Origin of the sequence: uncultured Fibrobacter sp., from assembly GCF_946062555.1 — a bacterium.
GTDB lineage: Bacteria > Fibrobacterota > Fibrobacteria > Fibrobacterales > Fibrobacteraceae > Fibrobacter.
This window is the reverse complement of sequence record NZ_CAMGVQ010000033.1, coordinates 12,522-39,412: the sequence shown is the minus strand read 5'-3', so window position 1 is coordinate 39,412 and position 26,891 is coordinate 12,522. Positions and strand designations below refer to the sequence as shown.

Below are 26,891 nucleotides of genomic sequence, written 5' to 3'. Positions count from 1 at the left end.
TGTCATGCCGGGCCTGTTCTGCCATAGCTAACTATTTCTCGCAATTGTCATGCCGGGCCTGTTCTGCCATAGCTAACTATTTCTCGCAATTGTCATGCCGGACTTGTTCCGGCATCACCATTTTTTCCCGCAGCAATAGGAATTACATTGAGCCTGCAAAAGGGAGCGTTGTTCCCGGGATAAACTCGGGAAGACAATCTGTCTAAACAATTTATCTATATTGTTCTGTATGAAAGATTTTTCTATTAAAGTTTCTTGTGCGGTTCTCGTTGCATCCGCGTTTCTATTTTCTGCCTGTAACGAGTCTGGCGCATCCAAGGGTGCAGCTAATAAAAGTGCCGAACTGAATTGCCCCGAACTCCTGCAGGATCCCGAAGCGACGGGCGAGTATGACCCCATAGCTTCGAAGGACGCCCGTCCCTGCGGAACGATTACCTTGTGGGGTTCCGCGATGCCGAAGTCTTTCAACATGTGGGAAGACTACAACAGTTTCTCGGCGGAACTCATGGGCATGATGTTCGAACCTCTCGTGAGTCTGCACAGCACCGAAGACCGCGAAGTGGGAATCCTTGCCGACAGCTGGAATGTGTCCGATGACGGCAAGACATTCACCTTCCATGTAGACCCGCGGGCCAAGTGGAGCGACGGTAAGCCGGTGACCGCCGAAGATGTGCAGTTCTACTACGACGTCATTATGGACGAAAAGAACCTGACGCCCATATTCAAGGTGGGGCTCAGCCGCTTCGACCGCCCCGAAGTCGTGGACAGCTTGACCATCAAGATGACTGCGAAGGAGTCGCACTGGGGCAACTTCTGGGAAGCCGCGGGAATGCTTGCCTTCCCGAAGCACGCCTGGGCAGGCAAGGACTTCAACCAAATCCGCTACGAATTCCCGGTGGTGTCGGGCCCGTACAAGATCAAGACCTTCCGCGAAGACCGCTATGTGGAACTTGCCCGCCGCGCCGACTGGTGGGGCTTCAAGAAGAACTGGAACCGCGGCAAGTACAACTTCGAAAAAATCCGCTACCGCTTCATGAACGACCAGACCAAAGCTCTCGAAGCTTTCAAGAAGCAGGACATCAACGCCTACGCGATTTACACCAGCAGCATCTGGATGAAACAGACGGACTTTGACGCCTTGCAGAAGGGTTGGGCGGTGAAGCAGCGTATCTTCAACAAGGAACCTATCGGTTTCCAGGGGATGGCCATCAACTTGCGTAAGCCGCAGTTCCAAGATGTCCGCGTGCGCCGCGCCCTCAACATGCTCCTGAACCGCGAAGCCATGAACGAAAAGTACATGTACAACCAGTACTTCTTGCTCAACAGCTACTACCCCGACTTGTGGGAAGGTAACCAGAATCCGACGGCACCACTCTACAAGTTCAACCCTGATAGTGCCCGCGCCCTCTTTGCCGAGGCCGGCTACAAGGTGAACGCCCAGGGTGTGCTGGAAAAAGACGGCAAGCCGTTTGCGATTAACTTCATCACGAGCCAAGAAGACTTGCGTCACCTCACGCTGTTCCAGGAAGACCTGAAGAAGGTGGGCGTCGTGGCGACCATCGAGCAGATGTCGCAGAGTACCTTGCGCAAGCGCTTGGACGATGCCGACTTTGATTTGTACTGGGTGAACTGGGGTGCTGGCCGCCTCCGCGATCCGGAAGCCAGCTGGAATTCTACGACGGCACTGCAGAAGGGAACGAATAACCTGGCCGGTGTGCAGGATAAGGTGGTGGATAGCCTCATCAACTTGCAGAAGACGGAATTCGACCTCGCGAAGCGCAACGAAATCCTGAAGGCGCTGGATAACCGCCTCGCCGAAATCGTGCCCTATGTGCTTATGTGGCAATGCGACCACCACCGCATTCTTTACTGGAATCGCTACGGCACTCCCGAAAAGGTCTTCGACCGCTTCAATCGCGAAGACGCCATTCCGGTTTACTGGTGGCTTGACCCCACGAAGTCCGCAGCCCTCGACAAGGCCATGAAGGCGGGGGAGAGCCTGCCCGTGCCTGAATACGACGTGAAATAGTTGATAGAACTTAGATCGTGCCTTCGGCACTGCAGAACTTAGAAGAATGTAAAATAAAAAGGCGGGCTGAAAAGCACGCCTTTTGTCTAAGTTCTAAGCTCTACCGACTAAGTTCTTCTTAGAAGAAAAATTCTGCTCCAACATAAAGGCCGCTGGCGTCGCCACCCATGTTGCTGTGGTCGCCGCTACGAACAAAGAGCTTCGCCTTGATGTCAAGCTGGTTGGGAATGATGAAAAAGTCCGCACCGAGCCAAAGGATGACTTGCTTGTCGCCGTCGTCGTTGGCGCCTTTTTCGTGCTTCTTGCCGTTTTCGTCAACTTCTTCCCAGGTGCTTTCGGTCATACGGTACTTGAGTTGCAAGCCGACGAACGGGGTGATTCCTGCATCGGGGATGGTGTAGCCGACTTCGCCTGCCAGATGAATTTCAAGACCGCGTTCGTTGTTGTCGTGCTCAAAGCCCCAGAAAAGGCCGGCTTCGGTTCCGAACTTGAGACCGGGAGCTTCCGGCACCTGCATGCTGAATTGTCCGCCCATATAGAGGGCGATTTCATCGCTAGTGACTTCGTCGCCACCGATAGGGAGGTTCAAGTCCAGGAACAAGGCAACCATCGGGTCAATTTGGTAACGTCCACCAATGGTCAGGTCGCGCAGACCGTCACCGCCGTTTTCACAACCGTTGCAGTCCGTTTCGCTCCAGAACTGGAAACCCCAGCCCTGCAAAGAAACTTCAAGATTCTGGATAATGCTGTAACGGGCGCCCACCTTGAGGCCGGCTTGCGACCAGTCGTGATACCAGTCGTAGTAGAGTCCCGCTTCGGCGGAACCCTTGCCCGCTTCGAGAACGGGATAAAAGTCCCAAGTTGCAAATGCGGCACTTGCGGCGAGAGCCGAGGCCAGGGCGATTTTCTTGAACATTCCAGACTCCTTAATAAATTGGTTTTCCCAAATTTAGCAATTTCCCTACGCGGCGGGATGTAAAAAAAAGATACCCCGGACTTTGTGGGTCCGAGGCATTCCTTCTTAAATGTGTTTGAAACTAGAAGTTGATGGCGAGCTTGGCGTTCACGCCCTTCCAGTCAGAACCCATGGAATCATCATCGGCGAACTTCATGATGAAATTGGCCTTGACGGTGAACATCGGGTTGATGTCATAGCCGGCACCGAGCCAGACCAGGATGGCCTTGTCGCCCGAACCGTATTCTTGGGTGACCTTGCCGCCACGGGCGTCGTCGTACCATTCTTCTTCGACATCGCTAAGGCGCATGTTCAAGGCGGCTCCAATCCACGGGGTCAGGCCGAGGTTGGCGAGGGTGTAGTCCAATTCTGCCTGCACGGTGAGGCCGAGACCTTCGGTTGTCTTTTCGTCTTCGAACTTGTAGCTAACGCCGGCTTCGCTACCGAACCACAGGTTGGGCACGAATTCCTTGGTGAACTGGATGGCGCCATACAGGCCAAACGGATCGTACTTTCCGGTCACGTCTTCGGAATTGAGGGGGAGGTTCACATCCAAGGCTGCGATCAAAACAGGCATAAACTGGTAACGAGCGCCAATGGTCATAGCCTTGAAGCCGTCGCTATCCGGGCAGTCGTCTTCGCCACAATCATCCGGATCGTCCCAAAGCTGGTAGCCGAGTCCCGTCAGAGACAGGGCAAGATTCTGGATGACGGAGTATTCGGCACCTGCGATAATTTCCATATTGCTGGTATTGTCGGTCCAGCCATACTGGGCTCCGACTTCAACCTGGCCTTTGCCGGCATCCTTTACCGGGAAGAAGTTGTAGGTTGCAAAGGATGCGCTGGCAGCCATGGCTGCGACGAGGGCAATCTTCTTGATCATTTTAATACTCCTTGGTGTATGATTGCAGTAAAAATGTAGTATTGTTGAGCCTGTTTGTAAAGGGCTCGTTACATGGGGTGTGATAAAGAACACAATGCGGTTGCTAGTTGCAAACCGTTGACTTGCAACGAATTAGGTGCTCCGGGCGAAAATTCGTCTTCGCCTAACGGGAGGGACCCCACGGGCTGGATTCAATCGCTATCTGCTAGATATGTTCCTAATCACACGGACAACATTTTTTGAGGTGAATCACTTCTTTTTTTCAAATATTAGGATATTTTTATAGGGTAAAAGATCTAGAGGGTTTTATGAAGGCAAAAATTGGTTTGGTCTTTTTTACCGTGCTGTACTGTTGCAGCATGGCTTTTGCCGTAAATGGAACGGGTTATTACAATTTGATGACCGTTGTTGAAACGCAAGGCGGATTTGGCTTCCCTGCGATGACATCGTCGAAAACGATTATGGTGCTAAGCCAAGGAGCATTGGCTTGCTCTAGTTCCGAATGGTCCTTGACTTTCAAGGGCACGAATTATGTAAGCAACGGAACCGAAATCGGCTATTACAACAACTATGGATGGCCGGTCATGCAGTCTACCTTTACCAAGAAGGGCCGTTGTGTCGCGTCGGTTGAAGACACTCCGGCCAATTTGGCAACATTGCTTGAGAATTCGTGGGTGAAATCGCCTGAAATGAAGGGCGTTACGCTGGAATTGGGGTCCGATATCGACCTTGGCGAATTTGATTCTTCGACCAAGGCTGGAAGTTGCGAGGTAAACCATCTTCCGCTTTCCATGATGGATAATACTTCGTTTAACGGAAACCATTTTACGATAAGCCACCTATGTTACGCAGCGACCGCTATGGACAAACCGGTCGGTTTTTTTGAATCGGCCTCGAACGTGACTATCCAGAATGTAAAACTGAACGGGGTGCGTATTTACATTGATGGAGAGAGTGGAGATGGCAAGGACTATTATCCGGTGGGTGCTTTCGTTGGAGTCCTGAATCTTGCTACTATCGATAGCATCGTGCTGGCTAATGATTCGATCCAGGCTCCCATTGCGGGCGGCCTTGTGGGCCTTGTCAAAAATTCAACCATTTCGAATATTTCGGGTGACGACGACATTCATGTGTCGAATAAGGTCTCGATTACGGAAGGTTATGCAGGCTCGAGCGTCTTGGCGGATTTCAACTACGCCCATCAAGTATTTCTAGGTGGTATTGCGGGGGTGGCCATTCGTTCGGAACGCGACGAAGACCCCACTTTTATCGACGATTCGCTAAAGGTTGAAATCCATGACTATGCCACAGGACATAGGTCCGCTTTGGGTGGCATCGTGGGCTTCTACAAGACGAACGGCGATACGCTTGAAAACCTGAAGGTGTATACGAAGTACGGTGGCGCAGGTGAGACTGTCCCCACGAAAATTTCAGGGGGAGCTTCGATGGGCGGAATCTTTGGAGTGCTGTTTGCGCCTCGTGATAACACCGGTTCTGCAACGGCTGGAAATTTTGTTGCCGCAAATTGCTCGTTTGACGGAAAAATTTACGATGCGGCATCTCCGGATACTATAGCCGTTGGCGGTATTGTGGGACTGGGTACAATGGAATCGGCGACCTCGGTTCGAGTTATGAACAGCACGGCAACGGTGGATATAAAGGATTCCTTGCGAGTCGCAGGGGTGTATCGTTATTATGCGGGTGGTATTTTCGGCTATGGCGGTTCTTGTAGCCAGGGAGGTGCCAACGGCGATGAATTCCTGACGGTGACTGGCTCGCGTACGGCAGGCTCGATTGTGCTTTCTGCATCTGGTACCGCTGTCGAGGGCCTGCATAGCGACGCCTATTTGGGCGGTATTGCGGGGTCGGCTTGTATCGCGCAAACAGGAGGCTTGGGACTTGCAAATGACTCGTCTTCGGTCAAGATTACATCAAAGGTGAAAACATCTGTTGACGAAGCCAAGATGGTTAATGGAAATAATGCTCGCGATAGCGTTTTTGTAGGAGGCATGATCGGCTTTACGAGTGTGGCGGTAGCCAAGTCGGGCGAAACGTTACTCCCGGCAACCTTGATGAACCTGTATTATGACGGCTCGATTGCGGTAGAAGATAGCTTGAACAGCGTATTCGTTGGGGGCATCCTCGGTGGGTTCCCCAAGGCCGAGGGGGGCAAGTCGCTTGTTTTCGAAAAGGTGATTGCATCTAACGAGAACCTGATTACCTATAAGGCGAAAGAGGCGCCGTCTGCGGTATCGCTGAGTGTGCAGGAAACGGATATCGGCGGCATCTGCGGTATCTGCAACGAAATTGTTGAAATGTCTTATGTGGGAGTGCAAGGTAATATTGTCGTGACCGGAAAGCACGCTGCCAATACCCTTTATGTCGGTGGTCTTGTTGGTTCCACTGGTGCAAACGAGGCGGGAACTTATCTGCACAACTCCTTCAATGTCGGCAATATCCTGGTGACGGCAAGCAATAGTGATGCTTCGTATGTGCAAAAGGTGGGGTACTTGCTCGGGTACGCATTGCTGTACAAGGGATTCGATATTCGGTCGGATTATCATTATAGCGATGCCGCCGAAGATACCTACGAACCGTTCGGAATGTTGAGGGATGAAACCTACACGAAGGATTGGCGCACGAGCGACAGCATCTTCTATGTTGTTCGGAACGGTGGCGAACGCAAATATACGGGTGATCATCACAACGGAACGGAATTGAAGGATTCCATGAAGGTGTCCAAATTTGCCGGTTTCCTGAACAGTGCTTATGAAAATGCGGAGGATTATGCCTGGAGTTTTAAGTCGGGAACAAACAGCAACCTTCCGATTTTCACCGATAGCAAGAACCTGCCGGTTGTGCCGGAACTCGGACCGGAAAATGCGACCTATGTGGTGACCTTCGTAGACATGAACGGTGTAACGATCAAGCAGGAAACGGTAGAATCGGGAAAGGCTGCAACGGCACCGACACTTGAAGAAATGCCGGAAATCGAAGGTTATGCCTTCACGGGTGAATGGGATCGGGATTTTGAAAAAATTATGGGAGATTTGACGGTAAAGGCAGAATATGCGATCAATTTGTACAAGGTGAGGTTCTTTGATTACGATGGCTTGACGCCGCTTTACGACGAGCAAGTTGTTGAATATATGAAATCGGCAACGGCGCCGGAAAACCCGACTCGCAACGGTTATATTTTTGTAGGGTGGAGTGATTCCTCTTATATACAGGTGAAAAAGAACCTGGATATAAAGGCGGTGTACCTTGCGAAAAAGTACCTGATCGTGTTCAAGAATTTTGACGGCTCTGTTTTGGCGCAGGATTCCGTACACTTTGATATGACGGTCTCGGAGCCGGTCGGCATTACGCGCAAAGCGACCCCCGAGTATTCTTATGAGTTCAAGGGATGGCATCCGGCGATTACGACGGTAAAGGGTGATGCCGTATATACAGCCCAGTACGATTCAGCCAAGGTAAAATACTCTGTCGTCTTTATTGACTATGACGAATCTCCGATTGGGGATACCTTGTGGGTGGAATATGGTGCTGCAGCGGTTGCGCCTGAAGCCCCGGAACATGAAGGGTATGCCTTTGTCGGTTGGGATCGCAATTTTAGCGAAATCAAGAAGAATACCGAAATCATGGCCCGCTATGAACTTGTCCCCGCGTCTTCGGCTTCTGTTGAAAGCTCCAGCAGCGAGACTGCGGTGTCGAGCTCCAGCGGTGAATCCTCCAGTTCCGAAGGTAGTTCCAGCAGCGAAATCGTGGAATCGAGTTCCTCGAGTGCCGAAGAAAGCTCCAGCTCTGCCGAAAGTTCCAGCAGCAGGGGCGAACTCAAGTTGGTGGAGCCGAAAATTGAACAGTCCGGTAACGCCGTTCGCCTGACTTTCGATGCGGAAAATGCGGATGCCGAAACGGTCGTCCGTGTGGTGGTGACTGGAGAAAACGGAATTATTGTCGATACGGTGATTTCGGACGATGTCGTCAAGGGCGGTGCCTGGGAAATGGCGCCTGCGCCCATGGGCAAGTTTAAGGTGGAATTGACCTTGGACGACCAGAAGCAGACTGTTGCTTTCGAGAGTGACTTCGAAGTCGCTTCTGAAATTGAGGTGCACGCGGAAAGCTGGCAGATGGTGTCGCTCTCGGCGCTTGACCGTTCCTCGATGGAAGGGGATGACGACGCCAGCTTCTATTGGTGGGATGAACGTAATCCCGTGGGTGATTATTGGCAGTATCGTGCCTTTGCGGGTGGCGATGCCGATGCGACTCGTGGATTCTGGTACGGTACGGCAAAGGGAAAGCCGCTGGTACTCCGTGAATCGACCGGTGCAAAGGATAGCGAAATCGTATGGGAACTGGATAGCCTCTATAGTGGCTGGAACCTGGTGGCCAACCCATACGGCTGGTATGTGGACCTGAGCAAAGGTGTTGCCGACGATGGTAGCGAAGTCTCGTTCTGGCGCTGGAATCCGGTGCTTTCGGAATATGAGGTGCCGACGGTGATTGGTCCCTACGAGGCTGTATGGGCGAAGGCTTCGCATGCGATGACATGGCGTGTGTCGGCCGCTCCGGTGTTTGGAATTGCGGAATCGAAAATTGAACCCGGTGAACTGGGCGAAGAGCCTCGCAAGAAAAAGCTGATGAAGGCGACGGATGGTCGTGCTCCTGGTAACTTCGCTTTGGTCGCAACCCTTTCCGATGAATATGGCAAGAAAGATTCCTGGAACGTATTCGGTGTAGGGAAGCCGCAGTCGCTCGAAGAACCGCCTGCCGGTATGGGCAATCGCGTGTCCCTGGCCATTCGCGACAAGGATGAAAATGGCGCTAAGGGAGTCAAACTCGCCAAGAGCATCAAGGCGGTGGAAGATGAATATAGCTGGACTCTCGAAATGTCTGCAAGTACGGCCCGCGATGGCAAACTTTCGTTTGAAGGTGTTCAGGAACTTAAAAAACTTGGTCTTAAGTTGTTTGTGATAGCTGACGGCAAGACGACGGAAGTGACTGATGGAAAGTCCGTGAATGTTGCCTTGGCGAAATCAGCAAGCCAGGTGGAAGTCCGCGTGGCCGCTTCGAATGCAGTTGTCGCGACAAAGATTAGCGGATTCAAATCCGCTATTGCGGGCAATACCTTGCAGCTTGGCTTTAATGCCCCCGAATCGCTGGCCGGAGCGAAGGCGAACTACGCGATTGCCGGCATCGATGGCAAGGTAGTTGCCTCGGGACGCTTTACGGCGACGGCGGGCACGAACAAACTTGCTATGAATGTTCCAAAGTCCGGAATTTACTTTGTGAAAATCAAGGTGGGTGCCCAGAACATGGCGGGCAAGATACTTGTGAGATAGCGCACGACATTACAGGCCAATATGTGATTAAACTCAAAAGGTGGGCATTGTTTCCACCTTTTTTTTGCGTATGGGGCCAATATCTGGAACTAAAAAAAATTATTATTTGCTTATCGTGTCGCAAAAGCGTTGGGAAAATGCGAGTGTATGATCCCCATTCAGGCGACTTTGGAGGCTGTGATGAAAATATTGGCGAAATTCTTGATAGTCCTGCTGATTACGGTGGGGGGCTCTTTTGCCGGTTCGGTGGAAAACGCAGTGGGCGCCTCGACTTTCAAACCGGTGGTGTTTTTCTGCAGCGAAACCAATGGCGGAAATATGCCTTATAATTACGAATGTTTCATACGGCAGACGATTCCCGATTCTGTTCCCGTGTTTGTTCGTGAAGGTTGGACTCCTTCTGAAACCTGGAGTCAGTTTGTCGAAAATCTTAACAATAATTTGCTGAGTAGCGTGGGAAATGCCGATGAAGTTAACATTTCCCTAGAGTCCGATATAAACTTGGGGGGCTATTTCGTTTCGAATGGCGATACCGCTTGTGCCATGGATGATTTTACTCCCCTTTCATTTGCGGGTGTGGGAAAAAGTGTAGAATTTCATGGAAATGGCTATGGTATCAATGGCTTTTGTTACATAAAGGAAGATGAGCTGTCTGGGCAAGCGTCTTTTTTTGATGGATACAACATTAGGTTAATTGAAAATCTCAAGTTCGATGGAGCGTATGTAAAGCTCTCTGGAAAGGGGAGTGCCGAAATGCCTCTGCTTGCCTCGATTGTGGTTGCTAGTGCTGACAATATCACCCTGACTCAAGTTCAAGTTGAAAAATCTAGCCTGAATATCTCGGCTCCGAGCGGAACCAATTTGGTGAGTGTGGGCGGTCTGGTCGGATATGCTGTGAGGGTGAATGAAATTGAAGTGACATATTCAGTGGCTGATGTCGAAATTGTTGTAGAAGGGGAGCCTAATGCTCTTTTTGCGGGAAAATTGGTCGGCTATGTGGAAGGAAGCAGTGATGCGGAGAAAGGAGGAACATTTGTAGTCGAAGGCAATATCTCTAAGGGAGATTTAATTGTGCCCGATGGCTATGCCTCTATGGAAAAAGTTTACTTGGGGTATGTTGCAGGTGGATTGGCGTATGCGCCAACGGTGCAAATCAGGTCGAACTATCATTTGGGAAAAGGCGATGTGGACATCAAGTCGGCCTTGGGTGTTTTGAAAAATTCCCAGGGTGTCGATGTTACAGATTGGCCTGCCGGAAACTTGAACGATTACGATGTCCGCTACAATTACCGCAATACGGCCAAGAACGGCTCTAAGAGCTTGAAGGCAGACGGCAGCCTGAGTAAGGATGGCTCAGGTGAAATTGCGGTGGGAGAGGAAACCTGGAAGAACGGCGTCTTGTCTGATTCGCTGATGAAAACCCGCTTGTTCACCTACATTTTAAATGAAGGAATGAGCGGCTCCACCTATTGGGAAGACGATGGAAGCTACCCCTATCTCTCTGACACAAGGACCGCCTATAAATTAGAGTTTGATGTAAGTAGCGAAATTTATTCGAAACTCTCGACCGCCGACAAGAAATCTATAGACAGTTACCTTACCGTGAAAACCTATCAGGGAGCGAATAATCCGAGTTCCCAACAGTATTACATAATTGACGCCTTTTCGGGAAAGGACTACAGCCTGGATGCCAACTTTGTGAAAACGATGAATGCTTTGAGCGTGAAACTTGCGGTCCTCATGCAGGAAGTACCAGTTGCGTCTAATCTGGAAAAAATGAAACTTTACGGTGATGAATACGCTCGTGCCGTGTTGGATAAAAAGCTCGCCGTCGTGTACGAAATACCTGACCCTGCCGTGGTGACCGGCGAAAGCTTGATCTTGATGGACGACTATTCCGTGGATTTTCTTTATTCGTGGAAGCGACCCGAGAGTGTCTATTTCTATTCAGCTCGCGAAGCGGTTCCCTTGGTCTTTGGCGAAAATAACCAAACGCAGACCGTGCTCCAGGCCTACGTAAACTGCAAGCCGGGATATGAAGATGAATGCAACAAGGCTTCTTATAGCAATCAAGAAGGCGGCGCTTTCTGGAACTTTGGTCAGCTCCTAGATGAAGTTAGGTATATGATGATGGATGGCCCCGAGGAGATGTATACGGATACGTTACACCTAGTTTACGGCTCGGTGCAGTCGGTAAATGCTCCCTTGGTTTATGTGGGCTCGGAGGAAAGTCGCAGCAGGACTTATGTCGTGTCGTACGGTTACAAGAACGGAAAGCTTGCCTTTAAGGATTCCATTTATGCGGGGGGGCCGGACAATGCGGGTATGTATAACAACTCGAAAGTGGCGATGTCGAAATTCGCCGCCTTTACGGAGACAGGCTTTGTCCTGAAAAACTGGACCGTTGATTTATGGCTGGGCGGTCAGAATAGCCGCGACCGCATAGAAGACTGCATGTTCAATGGCTTGTGTGACAATGTAATCTCTGCCAGTTCGAAAACAAATTACTTGGAGTCGACATCGAATCTGGATAAAATGTTTGAAAGCGTAAGTGAAGGCGCCGACATGCCGCCTTTGCACCATGTTACGGTGACCTTGGGGGCCGAGGAACTCCTGGATATGGATAGTCTTGTTCAGGCGATGTCTTACTATGGCGGCTATAACGCTCCAGATTATACACTATTTATGCAGGTGACTCCGGAGCTTATTGCGGTTTCCTACAAGGTTACCTTTGATGTGAATGCGGGCGACGACAACGTGTTCCTGGGTGAAAAGCTGACGTATATGGACACCTATTCCCGCGACAATGAATATTCTTCGACGCTTCCGGGAGTCTATTCGACTAAAGCCTGCTTTAAGGGCTGGGGCGAAAAGCTGAAGGATCCGGAATATAAGTATTCAGCCCTGGACGGATATCTGTTCGAGACCATGGATATTGCCGATAATGCTTTTAGTTTGTATGGCAGGTGGCTTAAGGTTGGCGAAGACACGAAAGAATGCATGGAAATTTATACGAACGACCTGAAACTCACGACAGTCAACATCGAAGGCGAGGAGGGCTCTTACGGCACGGTGTCGCTTTGGCAGTCCTACGCAAAGCTTGGCAAGGATATGGTCAAGTACACCCATGAATTTGAATCGGGTGTGATGCAGGTTCCGCAGGCAGACGAGCAGATGAACTTCCACGTGGCGTCAAAACCTGCCAAGGGCTACAAGCTTTCCAAGCTGGAGTTGCTCACGATGTCCGCGGATGGATATTCGCAGGTAAACTCCGCCTATTTTGGCATTGCTGACACCTCGTTTTCGCTATACCCACAAAGAGGTGTGGATGCTGAACTGAAGGCCTACTTTGGGCGCTATGTCAATGTCGCTACGAACTTGAACGGCGACCACGGCGAAGTTTTTTATGGCGTAGATTCCAGGATGGATTCTATTATGGTGCTCGAAGGCGGCCAGGCGCTGTTCCCGTCGACGGTCTATACGGCAGAAGCATGCGTATGGGGCTGGGCTTTTGATTCTAAGGCCAAGTGGGACGATGCCGAAGGGGTGTACCATGTGATGAGTAGTGACCAAAACCTGTATGACTTGGCGGAAAAGTCGAAGGCGTTCTATGCGGTATGGATGAATGGCGATGAATGCGTGGACAACGCCCGCTACGGCCGGGTTAAACTGACTGCTGAACATGGTGCGGTGCAGTTTGTAGAGACTCAGGACAATGCCGATACTTCGTATGTCCATTCTTTTGCAAAAGACAACACGATGCTCTTGCCGCATGAAATGTTCGGTGCCGTCTGGACGGTGCGCACCCTCCCGGAAGAAGGCTACAAGCTGGATTCCCTGGTGCTTACGACTCGCAACCTTATCGATAACGAGCAACAGCAGGAAGAGTGGGTGGAATCCCGGTTTGTGTTGCAGGACGGAGACACCCTGCTGGGCCACATGCAAAATGCAACGATGCGGGCGTATTTCTCGGAAATACCCGAGGATGTGGAAGATTCCTCGGCCTTGCAGCTTGTACGTCACGAACTGCTCCAGTCGGGAAATGCGGTGCAGTTGACTCTTGAAACGAATCAGTTTGAAGTAGATGGTTCTGCCTCACTACAGGTTTCATTGACGGATGCCCTGGGTGTTGTCCTGGAAAACGCAGGCTTTGTCGAAGAAGTGAAGGTTTCTCCTTATGAACGTGTCTGGACAAAATATCCGTTGCTGCCCGGAAAGTATGTGCTGAAGGCAACACTTTCGGACAAGGCCGAGAAGGTGTCGTTCGATACCGCGTTTACGGTGAGCGCGGAAATTGCCGCTGCTCCGGATGCTTGGCGAATGGTTTCGCTTTCGGATGTAGAGATTGATTCCATTGTGTGGGATGCCGACCCGGTGTTCTACCACTGGGACGAGGCCGCTTACTTTGGCGATTTCTGGAAGTACCGGAAGTATCGCGGTGACAAGGTTGTGGCTGAACAGGGATTTTGGTACAGTTCCCTGGAAGGTCGTCCGCTGTTGCTCCGCAGGGATTCGGCAAGGACGGGTAACGAAATTGTCTGGAAACTCGATAGCGGCTGGAACATGGTGGCAAACCCCTACGGTTGGGGGGTGCAGCTGAATGCGGAACAGCTTGAAAAGGATTCCCTGGTACTGACGGTTTGGAATCCTGAGAGTGCGGATTACCCGGGGAAGACCTTGTATCTTGGCCCTTACGAGGCGGCTTGGGTGTATTCCGAGTCCAAGAGAACTGCCGAGGTCGGTCAGGAACCGTTCTTTGTAAGTGCGGCGGAACATACTCCGGGATTTGGCTATCCGCTTGAAAAACGAGTGCTGGCGAAAGCTGAATCTCGCAGTAACTGGACGCTGCAGGCGGTTCTTTCGGATACGAAAGGGCACCGGGATTCTTGGAACGTAATCGGTGCCGGTGCCGCGGCTGAACAGCCGGAACCGCCGGAGGGAATGGGCGACCATGTGAACCTGTCTCTCTTGGAAGGCAAACGCACCCTCGCGAAATCCATCAGGAGTGCCGATGAACGCTATGAGTGGAAGATGGCGTTGAGCGCTACGGGCGACCGTGCGGGCTACCTCAGGTTCGAAGGCGTGAAGGCTCTGAACGAGATGGGCCTCAAGGTGTTCGTGACGGTGGATGGCAAGACGACCGAAGTCGTTGCGGGCGACTCCCTGAAGGTGATGCTCAAGGCGGCGGGAGCTACCGCTACGGTTCGGGTGGCTCCGATGGATGCCCGCGCCCTGGCCTCTAAGGTCGAGAATTTGCGGTTTGAATATGTTCCGGGTGCCCTCCAGGTAGGCTTCGATGTCGGCGAATCCCTGGCTGGCGCAGGCTACCAGGTACAGCTCGTGGGCGTAAGCGGCAAGGTGGCTGCCTCTGCCCGAGGAAAATCGGTTGCCGGTCGCAACGCGCTCGCACTTACTGCTCCGAAGCCTGGCCTGTACCTCCTCCGCGTCCGTGTCGGCAGCGAACAGGCCTCCCGTAAAGTGGCAGTTTCCCGATAATTTGGGTTTTTAAGGGTGGAACGCCTTAGGCGTGGGGCTGAGTCAAGGCCGAAAATAGGGGAGACTTCCCCCTTACAGACCGCTCGGCTCTTGTTTTATGGAATCCTATGACATCGCCTTGCTCTCGCCCCCTCGATTTGTTAATACAAATCGATTGTGGCTCACTAGTAGTATTCCTGTAATCTTGCCATAAGGGCGGCATTTTTCTAAATTTGGCCGCACTATGACAAAGGCTAAATTCATCAAGTTCATCATCGCGTCGGTGCTTGCCATCGTCGCCCTCTTCTTGCCCTACGAATCCCTCGGATTCGATGCCGCAAGCCCCATGGGAATCCTGAACCCGCTCGAAATCCGCGTGATTGGCGTTTTCGTGATGGCGGCCCTCTTCTGGATCCTGCAACCGTTCCCGATCTGGTCTACCTCGATGCTCGTCATCGTGCTCATGATCGTGACGATGTCCGACTCGTCGCTCTCGCCTTTCCGCGTGGACGGTGTGACGATGATCAGCCATAAGTCCATTATGGCAACGTTTGCAAACCCGATCATCATGCTTTTCTTGGGCGGTTTCTTCCTCGCTGCAGCCGCTACCAAGTACAAGATGGACTTGAACCTCGCCCGCGTGCTCCTGAAGCCCTTCGGAAAGAACCCGAAGTTCGTGCTTTTGGGCCTCATGCTCATTACCGCCGTGTTCTCCATGTTCATGAGCAACACCGCAACCGCCGCCATGATGCTTGCCATCCTCGCTCCGGTGCTCAAACTCTTTGACGAAGATGACCGCGGTAAGGCTGCCTTTGCCCTCGCTATTCCGCTGGGAGCCAACATCGGTGGTATGGGCACCCCGATCGGTACGCCTCCTAACGCGATTGCCCTCGGCGCCCTGAACGACGCTATTGCCCGTGGCGACCTGGTCGCAAACCCGGTGAGCTTCGGTCAGTGGATGGCCTTCGGTATTCCGTACGTGATTGTTTTGATGGTGATTGCTTGGCTCTTGCTCCTCAAAATCTACCCGATCAAGATGAAGGAAATGGTCCTGAAGATCGAAGGCGCCGGCAAGTTCGATACCAGCCCGAAAGCAATTATCGTGTACATTACCTTTGTCGTGTGCGTTGTCTTGTGGGTGACCGGTAAGGGTGTCCACGGCATTAACGATAACGCAATTGCTATGATCCCGATGGCCGTGTTTGCCTTGACCGGCGTGATTACCAAGAAAGACCTGAACGCGATGAGCTGGGACGTGCTCTGGCTCGTGGCTGGTGGTTTCGCTCTCGGTGTGGGCCTCAACGCTACGGGCCTTGCCGCTCACTTGATCAAGACGATCCCGTTTGCAAGCTGGTCTCCGTTCGCACTCATGATCGGTTGCGGTATCATCTGCTTGTTCATGGCGAACTTCATGAGCCACACCTCTACGGCTACGCTCTTGGTTCCGATTCTTTGCGCCGTGGGCATTGCCTGCCAGGACAACCTCGTTGGCCTCGGTGGCGTGACCGCCCTGCTCGTTTCTGTCGCCTTTGCAAGTTCCTTGGGCATGAGCCTCCCGATTTCGACGCCGCCTAACGCCTTGGCCCACGCTACGGGTTACACCGACACTAACGGCATGGCGAAGACCGGTATCGTGATGGGTCTCGGTGGTCTCGTGGTTTCTTGGGTGATGATGATCCTCCTTGCCAAGATGAACTTCTTCGGTACTCCGGTTCCGAAGGCTGTTGAAGCCGCTCCTGCCGCTCCGACTGCTGTCGAAAAGGTTGTCGAAGCCCCGGCTGCTGTTGAAGCTGCCGCTCCGGTTGTCGCCGATAGCGCTGCCACCGTTACCGCAGACTCTACCGTTGCTGTCGCCGTTGATAGTGCTGCCGCTGCTAAGGTTGAAGTTGCCGCCCCTGTTGAAGAGAAGGCTGCTGCTCCGGTTGACTCCGCTGCTAAGTAATTAGGATTCCGGCAAAGCCGGATTGATGCTTTAGGAAGCCGCCTCGCAGGGGCGGCTTCTTTGCGTTTAATCGCTGCATCCGGGAGTTTAAGGGCAGAGCCCCACCCTGGTGGCCATGCGCACTAAGGCAACAAAAGCATATAAGGCGAACGCCGCGACAGAATGTTTACATTCTGGCATGGTTGAGCCGAAATTGCGGACGCCAAAGGCGTCCACTTGCCAAGAGCTGTCCGCCTTAGGCGAGTAGGTACTGTAAGCCACGGCGAAGCCGTAATTTGTTCGCGTGCGGAGCAGGCTGAGCTGTGGCTGAAAGTAGGGAGAGCCTTTTCCCTTTGGCATAGAAAAAAGAAACCTCGCTAAAAAGCGAGGTTCTTTCAGTGGTCGATACAGAACTCGAATCTGTGACCTCTACCATGTCAAGGTAGCGCTCTAACCAACTGAGCTAATCGACCGAGGTGAGACCAAATATAGAAAAGGCTTTCTCGTTTGTCAAGGGGTATTGACGAACTATCTCTCCGAGGCGGGAACCCAGTAGCGTAGTCGTCCGTTGACATGTACGGGGGGCAGGCTATCGATGCACGAGCCGGAGCGGCAATCCTTGAAATAGAGGTCAAAATGGGCGGTCCAGAGCGAATCCCCGATGATTTCGTCGAACCGGATGGTGCTGCTGTCCTCGATAAGGGGTGCTTCTGGCGAGAATTCCTCGCGCATCCAGGTGACGTACTGGAACCTTCCGCTCAGGTTGGCCCTTGCGACGGGCGTGAGGGCCTTGCCGGTTTGCGGATTATTGACCATCAGCGAAATCTGGTCGCCGCGCTTACTTTCGTTGATTTGAGAGCAGAAATAGAAGTAGTGGTGGCTGTTGTTCACGTAAAAGGGCGGTTCCACGTCGTTCTTGGTGAGATCGATGCTGTAGGGGCCGTTCCCGTTGACGGTGTACTTGAGGTAGCCGCCGCCCTTGACTTCCCAGCTGCTATTGATGTCTCCGCAGCTGCAAAGCAGGGCTAGCGTGAGGCATAATACGGTGCTTAAAGCGCTCAAGAAAGCGCTTGTCGTTCGCCGAGCCGTTCTCGCAAAAGAGGTCTTTGCTGTTGCACCTGGATTCATGCCCCTAAACTAGAAATTATCTTTGTGCTAGACTTCCTATGAACGACATCAATGCCATTTCTAGCGATTCCCGTACCATCCGGAGACTCGATGTGGAGACTCCTCTGGGGGTGGTGCATCTGGCGGGATTCTTGCAGAAACCGGACCACCGGTCGGTCATTCTAGGCATTCTGTCGGAGTATGTGGGCGAGCCTGTAACCGCTGCGGATATCCTGGAATCCAAAGAAGATACGCGTCCTAAATTTCCGAAGCTGGATTTTGACGTGAACTGGACGCATTCAGACGGTTACTGTGTCGTGGCTTTTGGCGGACGAGGCTCTCTAGGGTTGCGTCTCGGGGTGGACCTGGAACGATTTTCCCCTCGGCGCCTACACCTCGCGGAACGGTTCTTCAGTACCGAAGAGGCAGCCCTCGTAAAGTCGCTGACGGCATTGTCGGGAGAATTCGCCGAACATGCAGCCGAGCGGGAGTTTTTCCGTCTGTGGTGCCGCAAGGAAGCGTTCTACAAGTGCGTGGGCGGCGAGTTTTTCGAAGGTACTCTTCGGCGCAATATGCTAAAAAATCCGGTGCACCTGGATGCACCGGATCGTTCAGTTTACCTTGTCGACCTGGACGGCTCGGCTGTCGGAGCTCCTATGAAGGCCGCTCTCTGCCTCGCCGTTTCCGCTTGATTCCGGACTCGGAACAGGGATTCATTCAAAATCCAAATTACGAACTCCGAATTCTGAAATTTGAATTAGTTGGGCAGTTCCTGTTCGCCACTTGCGATGGGGGCGTCAGGAGAGTTTCCTCCCGGCTGCTGTGGGGCTTCGAGTGCGTACAGCGGGAGGCTTGCCAGTTCTTCGTCGTCGACGATCAGGCGAATGATGTACTTGTCGGGGCGCTTGATCTGGAGGCGCTGCAGGTTCAGGACCATGTTCACCGCGGCGGTGTCGAATCCCTGGGCGATTGGTTCCAGCGGAATTTTAGACTGCATCGAGGGCACGATCGGCTTGCCGCACACATCCTCGAATGCAAGCGTCAGGTCGTGCATGCCGGCTTCGCTGCGCGAGTAACGGATACGGAATGCCGTGGAGCACTGCGGGATTACGAGCGGGAATTTTGCAAAGATTCGGTCGAATGCTCCAAGGATATTCAGACGGCCTCCGGACCCGTTGGCGGTCGCGGCGTCACAGATTGCAGCAATTTCGATATTCATTATTTAATCTCCCAGTTGTCGGCCACGTACTTCATCACGAGCGGGCCGTTGTTGCGGTTGGCGCCGCCCGCATTTTCGCGGGCAAGCATAGATACATAGACTTTGCCAGAATTGTCGACGGCGAGCATCGGGAACGATCCGCGCAGGTAGTAGCCCTTGGTTTCGTTGAAGACAGCCTTGAAGTAGGGCAACTGGTTCTCGCCGTGCAGGAGCCACTTGTTGTTCTCGAAGCGGTATACATGGACCTGCGACAGTTCGGGTTTGCCCTTGTCGTCTATGGCGGCGTAGATGACTCCGTTATAGATGGCGATGCTCAAGTGGTAGGCGAGAATGCCTTCGTTAATGGGGGTGCTAGCGAATACGCTGCCAGTCTTGATCCAGGAGATTTCGTTGCTCGAGATAGTTCCCTTGCCCATTCGTGGCCCGTAGGTATTCACGTCACGGCTAAGGAAACCCATGTAGATTGTTGTTTCGTCACAAACGAGTTTTGGCTGGCTTACATTATATGCACTGAAACCATCCCGCTTGATTAGCGAGTAGTCGGTTTTGTATAGTCCATAGTAAGCGGTGTAATCGGTGGCTACGCCCATCACAATCAGCCTACCGTCGCTGTTATAGGTTGCATCGAGTTCGCGGTATTTTTGGTTCCCGTCGAATTTGCCGAACTTGGTATTCTTGCTCCAGACGCTGCCGCTGTAATCGTACATGTAGATCTTCTGGTCGTCGCTCGCAATTACCACGACGTGCGGATAGCTGTCGCTTTCCTTGCTCACGATTTTTGCGGAGCTGATTTTTTCGAAGGTAGCTCCGACTTTGGCGAAAGACGAGGTTGCGCCCGCGGACTTGTATACGGAAAGTTTTCCGGTCTTCTCGAGTGCGGCAAGGTAGAGGGCGTTGCCGTGTACGGTAACGCTGAGCTGCGTCACGGAATCGTTGAGGGTGATGGTTTCGCCGACCTTGTTCCAGTTTGTTCCGTCAAAACGTTTCGCCGCGACTGATGTCTTGCTTTCGAGGTAGACGACAACCGGCTTGTCGTTGAAAATGGCGAGTGCGGGAGAGGTGTTAACGGTCGATGCCGCAAGAACGGTGTCCTTGCCCTGGTTTTTCCATGCCTTGCGGAAATAGACCGTGCGGCTGACTTCGGCGGCGCGGTGGCGGCTGAGGAAGCCGGGCGAGACCGTTTCGGCGCTGCTGTCGCGGTAATCCAGCGTAATCGTTATGGATCCTTCGGTTGACCTGCGGGTGAAGGCCGTGTTGAATTCGGCGATGTTGGTATCTAGGCTTCCGTTCGCGCGGCCCTGGTAGAAGTTGTTGTCGACATTGCTGAATTTCCAGCGGAAATCCTGCATGTTCTTGTCGCCGAGGTCGCCGAGCTTGGAATTGAAACCGCCCCATTCCGGAGTGTAGAAATAGAGCGCCGCGTCATCGACAGCTTCATCGCCGCTCCACAGGTAGACCGTATCTGCCGCGGTAATGACGCCTACGGGGTGGTATTGCATCAGGCGGACTTCGGTTGAGTCACTGAAGGTCGCCTTGGTGCTGGTTTCCTGAGCCGAAATCACGCAGACCATGTCCTTCCCCTTTTCAGAGTAGGTGGAGTCCTTGCCGATTCTGAAGGACTGGTGGTTTGCGGCATAGTCGTACTTGGTGACCTTGTTTTCCATGGTCTTGCCGGTCGCCTTCTCCTTGCATTCCCAGGTGAACCAGTCGATGCCCTGCCATACGTCGTTGACCGAGGCGTCCAGTTCAAAATTGTCGCCGGGGTTCAGGTAGATGACTTCGTCCTTGACCCAGATGAGGGGGACGTCGGTCGAGAAATTGATCTTGGTCGTGTCGCTTGCGGTGTTGCCGTCGTTGTCGGTTGCGCGGGCGATACAGTAGAAATTGGCCTGTACAGCGGGTGCTTTCCAGACGGTGTCAAAGTCGCTGACGGTTTTCCAGTTGGCGGCAATTTGTTCCGATGTAGCGCAGCTCCATTCGCGCTTGGCGATTGAACCCGGATCCGAGGGAAGTCCGTTGTTGTCGCTTGCCGTTGCGTTCAGGGCGATGTTGTAGCCTTCGCGGACAGTCAGGTTGTCGTTTGCAACCTTGATGGTGGGCGGTGCCAGGACAATGTCGATTTCCACGGTGTCCTTCGCGATGTTGCCGTCGTCGTCGGTGACGCGGACAATGCACTTGTATCCGTTCTGCGGAACGGACGGCATCGTCATAGTCGTCCTGGGCGTTGTCTGGTGGCTGTAGGTAAAGCCGATGTTCTGGGCAGAGGCGGCGCCGCAACCCCATTCATATTTGACCAGGGTGCCGAGAGAGTCCTGTGCGTGTGCGTTCAGTTCTACGACATCCTTGATGGTGACCTTGTTGTAGTTGACAAAGGCCGTAACGGTCGGTAGTCCGACGATGACCTTGTATACGGCGGTGTCGCGGGCCGTGTTGCCGTCGTCGTCAGTGACCTGTACCACGCAGTAGTAGGCGTTCGTTGCCGTCGAGGGCATACGCACGACTGCTTCGGGGCCGTTCATCGGACCCCAGCTGGGGTTCTTGAGTTCGGAAAGGTTGTCGCTGCAGGCGGAATCGTAGGCGGCGATGTAACCGAGTTTGTCCGTCGCGTTCGCCTTGAGCGTCTGCGAACTGTTGATTTTTACGGTGTCCTTCTTTGTCGAAAGTCGTACAGTCGGAAGGTCGAGCAGGGTCGTGAAGAGGAGCGTGTCGAGGCCTTCTTCTCCGTCATCGTCGATTGCCTTGAAAATGCAGCGGTGGTTCGTGACTTCGACTCCGGGGAGTTGCAACTTGAGCGGAACGTCGTTGACCGATTTCTGGGGGACGCTAAATGTGGTGTCGTGGTCAAAGGCGACCATACCGTTGCTGCAACCCCATTCGATCTTGCTGATGGTTCCGAACTTGTCGCTTGCGGAAGCCTTGACCGTCACGATAGAATTAATCTTGTATTCGTTTGAGTTGCTTTCGGTGGAAGCGTTGATGCTTGGCGGATCGTTTACGACTGTCACGGTGGTCACAGCTGAAGAGGATTTATCATCCTGGTCCTTCACCGTGACTGTAACGGTGTGCAGTCCGACTGCGTTGAAGGATATGTCCGCTTCCTTCACGTCTTTTGCGGGGCAGCCGCTTGCAGAACCGGAGCAAGCCCATTCAATATGGAGCTCGGTAGATGCCTTGCCGAGGTAGGCTTCGACCTTAAAGTGGACGGGGTCGTTAAGGCTTACGGTGTCGTCGAATGCGGGCTCAGTAAAGATGGCTGCCGGATCATCGCCCAGGATACCGAATTTGACCTGCGTCTTGACATTGGCTCCGTTGCTCTTGTATTCCGCCGTCATAATATAGTCTTCGCCCGGCTTGGCGCTGGATACCTCGCTATAGTCGAGTCTGTAGGTCGTGGTACCGTCATCGAGGACCTTTGTCTTCTTGGTGGTGGCTCCGTTGCCCACATCCCATGTCCAGATGACGGAGTCCGCTGCCGGGAAGGCGCCAATCACTTTCGCAGTGAAGTCTAACTTTCCGCCTGTTCCGATGCGGGCGTTCTGGGCCCCGTTCACGTTCAGGGTCATCGAGGTCGCCTTTACGACAATAGTCTGGGTGGGAAGGGTGGTTGTGTTTCCTGCCTTGTCCTTTGCGGAATAGTTGAACTGGTGCTCTCCGTCCATCAGGCCCGAAAGGGCGAGCGGACAGTTGAACACGGCGTTGTCGTCGTCCTTGCTGCAGTTGAGAGCCTGAGCCTTTCCGTCGATAGCGGCGGTGACGGTGTCCAGGAACGATCCCAGGTCTCGAGCGTAAATGGCAAAATTGTATTCGCGGCTAGTCAGCGTGTCGATGTTTTTCACGAGCAGGACCGGCGCTACAGTGTCCTTCAGCAGCATTTCGTCGTTCATGATGGTGTTGCCCGATTCAATGAATAGGTCCTTGAGTGTGACGGACTTGTATTCCTTGGCGGAATCGGAACTTGCGGTGGCGGTGTAGGCGCCTGCGTCCACCTTCACCGAGTAGTTTCCCTTTTCGTCGGTGTAGGCGTCAAAGGTCTTGTTGCCGTTGCTGAATTCCACGTGGATTCCCGCATGGTTGCTGCGGGCCTGGTACTTGGCCGTACCCGAGAAGGTTCCCTGCGTCGAACTCAGGTCGCCGATGTAGAAGTTCCAGGGACGACTCGAACCTTCGCCGGTCGAGATACGTTCCATACGGACGATATCGTAACCGTCGGTAACGTACATGTCCCAGTAGATGCGGCCCGTCAGTTGTTTGCTCGGATCGCTAATCAGGGTAATGACGTTCTTACCTTGCTGGTTGATGGGTTCGAAAATGTTCGAGGTGAATTCGGCGGCAATCAGGTCGTCCGGCGTGAACGCCTTTTGGGGCGGCTGTCCGTTCTTGGAAACCTGGGCGTAAATGAAGTATTGCAGGTTCTGCGGGTTGTCGTCATCTGTACCTTCGTAGAAGAAGTAGAAACGGTCATTGATGTTGTGACGTGCACCGTCCTGCGGGTAGATAATCTTGAGTTTCGGGATGCGGTTGAAGTGCAGGTTCACGCTGTCCTTGGTCGTATTGCCATCGTCGTCTGCTACGATGACGTAAATCTTCTGGTTTCCGAGCGAGTCTATCTTGGCATCGCTATTCTTGATGGTGAGGTAGAGGGAGTCGTTGTCTTCGAAGGTTTCGTATTTCCAGACCTTGGCGGAATCCTTTCCGCTGGCATCCAGGTCGACCTTGATGTTTACGATGGTTCCGAAGGAGTCGCTTGCAAGAATCGGGAAGGTGATGTCGCCATCGTGTCTGGTCCACAGGGTGTCCTTGGGAACGGTCAAGAGCGGCTTGGTGTCGATGACCTTGACCCAGGCCTTGCGGGTGGCCGTACCGGAAGTGTCGGTAGCATTGTTGCCGTCAAAGGCGACAAACCTGGGCTCGTAGAGTCCAGGTTTTGCGTATGCCCAGGCTTGGGGCTTGGCGTTGCCGCCGATGATGGTCGTGTCCTTGCCGTTCTTGTCAGTAAGTGTCCACTGGAAACGGTAAATCTTGTCGACATGGTAGGGGAGGAGGCCTATCATATAGACGGTGTCGTTAACGGTAACCGTAAGCGTGTCGGGTATGGTGTCGGCTTCCACGACGGCCGTGTTTGCCATGGAGTCGGCGAATGCCTGCGCATCAGGAAGGGGCTCGTTAAAGATGAAAACGCGGGAGTGGTTGTTCTTCAGGTTCACGTTTTCCTTGACGGACGATTCCCTGGAACAGCCGAAAAGGGCTATCATGGCGCTCAGGCCAAGGGTAAAAAACAAAAAATGGGGTACACGCATAGCACATCCTCAATTAAAATCAAGATATTTTTTACACTTTAAATCTATCTTTTTTATTCGTAAAGCGTGTGTGATAAAACGCACCGATGGAGCTTGTTTTATGGAAGAAATCCCTCTTTGGTATCATCTTGCGGTGTTTTTTGTGCTGGGAGCCTGTGTCGGCAGTTTTTACAACGTGATCGTGTACCGCATGCCGCGCGGAATTTCGCTGATCAATCCGCCTTCGCATTGTCCCTTGTGCAAGAAGCATATTCCGCTGTATTACAACCTGCCCATTGTCGGCTGGCTGATTCTGCGCGGAAAGAGTGCCTGTTGCAAGCAACCGATCAGTATCATCTACCCTATTGGCGAAAGTATTTGCGGCTTGCTCGGTGCGCTGGCCCTTTATGCGGCGACCGGATTCACGACGAACTTTACCGCCCCGGTGCAGGGTATGGAAGTGTGGGCCGACGCCCTGGCGCTTTTCTGGCTCCTGCTCGGCATTTATCCGGTGAGCGCGGTTGATTTTAAGTACAAGTTAATTCCCGATTCCATTTCGGTGGGTGGCATTGTCGCGGGGCTCGTCATTTCGTTTATTCCGGGGGGCGTCACCCCTGTCGAAAGCATTGTGGGCGCTGTAGCTGCCGGCGGTGGCCTTTACCTGCTGGGCTTTGTTGCATCGAAGGTGCTGCACAAAGACGCCATGGGTTTTGGCGATGTCAAGCTCCTCGCTGGTTTCGGAGCCATCATGGGTTTTACCCGTGCGGTCGAAGTGCTGGTGGTCGCCTCGATTCTTGGCATCTTGATTATGGTGCCGTACGCAAAGATTGCCGAACGCCGTGCCGCTAAAAAGGTTGCTCAAAATAAGGCTTCGCAAAATAAAAAAGCTTCCGCAGGCGAGGCGGAAGACGAAGGTGCCGGACAGATTCCTTTCGGCCCGTTCCTCGCGGTAGCCGCCCCGTTTATGTATTTGTGGGGCGATGCGCTGAAGGATGTCTATATGAAATTCGTTCTCGGCGAATAAGGGCTTCTGCGCGAATTAGCTGTAGTCCCTGATGTGAAAATGCTCGCGAAACTGCGAGCATTAGCTGTAGAGTTTTTAAAAGTCTTTCTGCATTTCGTAGAAGGCCTTGAGCCATGCCTTGAGGCGGGTCCAGTCTTTTTCGCCATCCTTGCGAATATAGCTGCCGAAGGAATGGACGATAAGGTTTTCTAGCGGATAGTCGCCGACCAGCATTCCGGAGAGACCGTAGAATTCGCTGGAAAGCTTGAGGTCGGTATCGTGGAATGTGTCTCCGTCTACGGCGATGGTGAGGTGTTTCTTGTGGATGACGAACGAAACGTGGTGCCTTTCGCCGTCAAGGATTTTCGCCTTGCCGTAGATGACGCTATCTGTCGCGGCGGAATCGAGCCCGCTGTAAATCCTGGAACAGGCGTATTCAGCGTTCCTTTCGCATTGGGCTATTTTGAAACCGGTACTTTCTGAACCCAGGGAAAGAATGCTGTGGCGAACGCTGTCTTCTGTACCCACGGCGCGAATCCAGAATCCGACGGCTATGCTGGAATCTTCTGAGAATTCTACCCTGTAAAGAGAATCGCCCGAGGCGAACGAGTCTGAATACTGGATGCGGTTTGTGGCTGCTGCGAGGGGGTAGATTGCTCCGTGTACCTTGTAGATGGTGACAGCAGAATCCATGGGCGGAAGCATTACCCAGGTGGTGATGGAGTCTGCCCCCCTGTAGTTGGAATTGCTCCAGGGAAGGCTGTTTTGACTCTTGTCCATGAAGTCGGATGTAGTCGTGCTCCCGAAGGCGCATACGATGTAGTCGTCTTGTGTGACGGGCCTTTTGACTGGAATCGGTGCGATTAGCGAATCGAGCGTCTTGTCCTGGAGGCTGTCGAGAAGACTTATGGATGGGAGCGTGAAGGACCATTCGGAGACAATATCGACGACGGCGTTCTTGTTGGCGGTGCGGTCGTCTCCAGGGAAAACACGCCAGTAGACGGTATCCTTGCGGGCGGCTCCGTCATGGATAATTTCGACCTGGTCATAGTCTACGTAGGAGTCAGAATATGTTGATGCTGGGATATTCTCGATGCTGATGTATCCGGATTCCTGTGCGGTTTTGTCGTAGACTCCACAAGACAGGGTGCCCGTGATGCAGACAGAGTCGCCCGGAGCAATCTCGAGTGCCGCTGCGTTCAGCCTGATTTTTGCTGTCTCGTAAAGGTTGATCTCGAGGTGGGTCTCTACAAACCCGGTGTCGTTCAGCAACTCTTTGGACTCAAGAATTTTGTCGGTGATGATATTGCCAAAGGTGACGGCGCCGGAAGGATCCATACCCATGGCCACGATGCTAAAATCGCTGTAGGGCACGTTCTTGAAGGTGACTTCGTTGTTCGTGTCGGTGACGGCGGAGTCTATGATTTCGCTGCGGTCGTTAGCGGTACGCATCAAGGCGACTCTGGGGCGACTACTGATTTCGGAGGAGTCGCCAACTTCAAGATTCGTATTGACGCTGATGGTCAAACTTGCAGTCTGCCCCGATTCTGTTTCGGTAAGAACGCCCGCGGTGCTTGTGCTGTCGCTACAGGCGGTAAGGAGTGAGACTCCCCCTGTAAGCGAACAGAATGCCGCTGCGGCGAGGGACGGATAAAATTTGAAAAGTCCTTTATTCATCTGT

11 protein-coding genes, 1 tRNA gene and 1 pseudogene are annotated in these 26,891 nt (G+C 52.9%); 6 read left to right on the top strand and 7 right to left on the bottom strand.

The genetic code is table 11. From position 1 onward, the window contains the following. Positions 1–229 precede the first annotated feature (229 nt). Positions 230–2,029, top strand: a complete 1,800-nt coding sequence (locus tag Q0P86_RS10520; RefSeq protein WP_290993132.1) for an extracellular solute-binding protein — start codon at positions 230–232, stop codon at positions 2,027–2,029. Between the two features lie 118 nt (positions 2,030–2,147). Here Q0P86_RS10520 and Q0P86_RS10515 read toward each other — a convergent pair whose 3' ends face one another. Together Q0P86_RS10515 and Q0P86_RS10510 are read right to left on the bottom strand one after the other, a co-directional pair. Next, positions 2,148–2,945 carry a hypothetical protein gene (locus Q0P86_RS10515; RefSeq protein WP_290993134.1) on the bottom strand — a complete coding sequence of 266 codons (798 nt, stop codon included), beginning with the start codon at positions 2,943–2,945 and terminating at the stop codon, positions 2,148–2,150. 121 nt (positions 2,946–3,066) lie between these two features. After that, a complete protein-coding gene (locus Q0P86_RS10510) occupies positions 3,067–3,867 on the bottom strand; it encodes a hypothetical protein (protein ID WP_295039307.1) in 801 nt (266 codons plus the stop codon). A gap of 308 nt (positions 3,868–4,175) precedes the next feature. Here Q0P86_RS10510 and Q0P86_RS10505 point away from each other — a divergent pair, with 308 nt between their 5' ends. From Q0P86_RS10505 to Q0P86_RS10495, 3 genes and pseudogenes are all read left to right on the top strand, one after another. Then, positions 4,176–9,209, top strand: a complete 5,034-nt coding sequence (locus Q0P86_RS10505) for an InlB B-repeat-containing protein (RefSeq protein WP_295039304.1) — start codon at positions 4,176–4,178, stop codon at positions 9,207–9,209. 180 nt (positions 9,210–9,389) lie between these two features. Continuing rightward, on the top strand, positions 9,390–14,705 hold the full coding sequence (locus Q0P86_RS10500; protein WP_295039302.1) for a hypothetical protein: 5,316 nt from the start codon (positions 9,390–9,392) through the stop codon (positions 14,703–14,705). Between the two features lie 223 nt (positions 14,706–14,928). Then, positions 14,929–16,368: pseudogene (locus tag Q0P86_RS10495) on the top strand (DASS family sodium-coupled anion symporter); the annotation flags it as partial. A 636-nt stretch (positions 16,369–17,004) separates the two neighbouring features. On the opposite strand, the gene Q0P86_RS10490 reads toward Q0P86_RS10495, so the two are convergent. Both Q0P86_RS10490 and Q0P86_RS10485 read right to left on the bottom strand, forming a co-directional pair. Further along, positions 17,005–17,078, bottom strand: a tRNA-Val gene (locus Q0P86_RS10490). 55 nt (positions 17,079–17,133) lie between these two features. After that, positions 17,134–17,733, bottom strand: coding sequence for a hypothetical protein (locus Q0P86_RS10485; RefSeq protein WP_295039299.1), 600 nt, complete (start codon positions 17,731–17,733; stop codon positions 17,134–17,136). 38 nt (positions 17,734–17,771) lie between these two features. On the opposite strand from Q0P86_RS10485, the gene Q0P86_RS10480 reads away from it, so the two are divergent. Next, a complete protein-coding gene (locus tag Q0P86_RS10480; RefSeq protein ID WP_291025269.1) occupies positions 17,772–18,404 on the top strand; it encodes a 4'-phosphopantetheinyl transferase superfamily protein in 633 nt (210 codons plus the stop codon). A gap of 65 nt (positions 18,405–18,469) precedes the next feature. On the opposite strand, the gene Q0P86_RS10475 is transcribed toward Q0P86_RS10480, so the two are convergent. Together Q0P86_RS10475 and Q0P86_RS10470 are read right to left on the bottom strand one after the other, a co-directional pair. Continuing rightward, complete coding sequence (locus Q0P86_RS10475; RefSeq protein ID WP_295039297.1) at positions 18,470–18,931, bottom strand: hypothetical protein; 462 nt, start codon at positions 18,929–18,931, stop codon at positions 18,470–18,472. Continuing rightward, positions 18,931–24,228: a hypothetical protein gene (locus tag Q0P86_RS10470; protein ID WP_295039295.1), complete on the bottom strand. Its 5,298-nt coding sequence runs from the start codon at positions 24,226–24,228 to the stop codon at positions 18,931–18,933. The genes Q0P86_RS10475 and Q0P86_RS10470 overlap by 1 nt, the downstream gene beginning before the upstream one ends. 100 nt (positions 24,229–24,328) lie before the next feature. Here Q0P86_RS10470 and Q0P86_RS10465 point away from each other — a divergent pair, with 100 nt between their 5' ends. After that, positions 24,329–25,231 (top strand): A24 family peptidase, encoded by a 903-nt coding sequence (locus Q0P86_RS10465; RefSeq protein ID WP_295039294.1) that lies wholly within the window; start codon positions 24,329–24,331, stop codon positions 25,229–25,231. Positions 25,232–25,306: 75 nt separating this feature from the next. Here the strand turns inward: Q0P86_RS10465 and Q0P86_RS10460 are convergent, their stop codons facing one another. Beyond that, on the bottom strand, positions 25,307–26,887 hold the full coding sequence (locus tag Q0P86_RS10460; protein ID WP_295039292.1) for a hypothetical protein: 1,581 nt from the start codon (positions 26,885–26,887) through the stop codon (positions 25,307–25,309). Positions 26,888–26,891 lie beyond the last annotated feature (4 nt).

What these genes read in the sequence shown, in the direction of transcription:
- Q0P86_RS10485 (WP_295039299.1), bottom strand. Translation starts at nt 17,733, where the DNA reads ATGAATCCAGGTGCAACAGCAAAGACCTCTTTTGCGAGAACGGCTCGG.
- Q0P86_RS10480 (WP_291025269.1), top strand. Translation starts at nt 17,772, where the DNA reads ATGAACGACATCAATGCCATTTCTAGCGATTCCCGTACCATCCGGAGA.
- Q0P86_RS10500 (WP_295039302.1), top strand. Translation starts at nt 9,390, where the DNA reads ATGAAAATATTGGCGAAATTCTTGATAGTCCTGCTGATTACGGTGGGG.
- Q0P86_RS10515 (WP_290993134.1), bottom strand. Translation starts at nt 2,945, where the DNA reads ATGTTCAAGAAAATCGCCCTGGCCTCGGCTCTCGCCGCAAGTGCCGCA.
- Q0P86_RS10520 (WP_290993132.1), top strand. Translation starts at nt 230, where the DNA reads ATGAAAGATTTTTCTATTAAAGTTTCTTGTGCGGTTCTCGTTGCATCC.
- Q0P86_RS10505 (WP_295039304.1), top strand. Translation starts at nt 4,176, where the DNA reads ATGAAGGCAAAAATTGGTTTGGTCTTTTTTACCGTGCTGTACTGTTGC.
- Q0P86_RS10510 (WP_295039307.1), bottom strand. Translation starts at nt 3,867, where the DNA reads ATGATCAAGAAGATTGCCCTCGTCGCAGCCATGGCTGCCAGCGCATCC.
- Q0P86_RS10475 (WP_295039297.1), bottom strand. Translation starts at nt 18,931, where the DNA reads ATGAATATCGAAATTGCTGCAATCTGTGACGCCGCGACCGCCAACGGG.
- Q0P86_RS10465 (WP_295039294.1), top strand. Translation starts at nt 24,329, where the DNA reads ATGGAAGAAATCCCTCTTTGGTATCATCTTGCGGTGTTTTTTGTGCTG.
- Q0P86_RS10470 (WP_295039295.1), bottom strand. Translation starts at nt 24,228, where the DNA reads ATGCGTGTACCCCATTTTTTGTTTTTTACCCTTGGCCTGAGCGCCATG.
- Q0P86_RS10460 (WP_295039292.1), bottom strand. Translation starts at nt 26,887, where the DNA reads ATGAATAAAGGACTTTTCAAATTTTATCCGTCCCTCGCCGCAGCGGCA.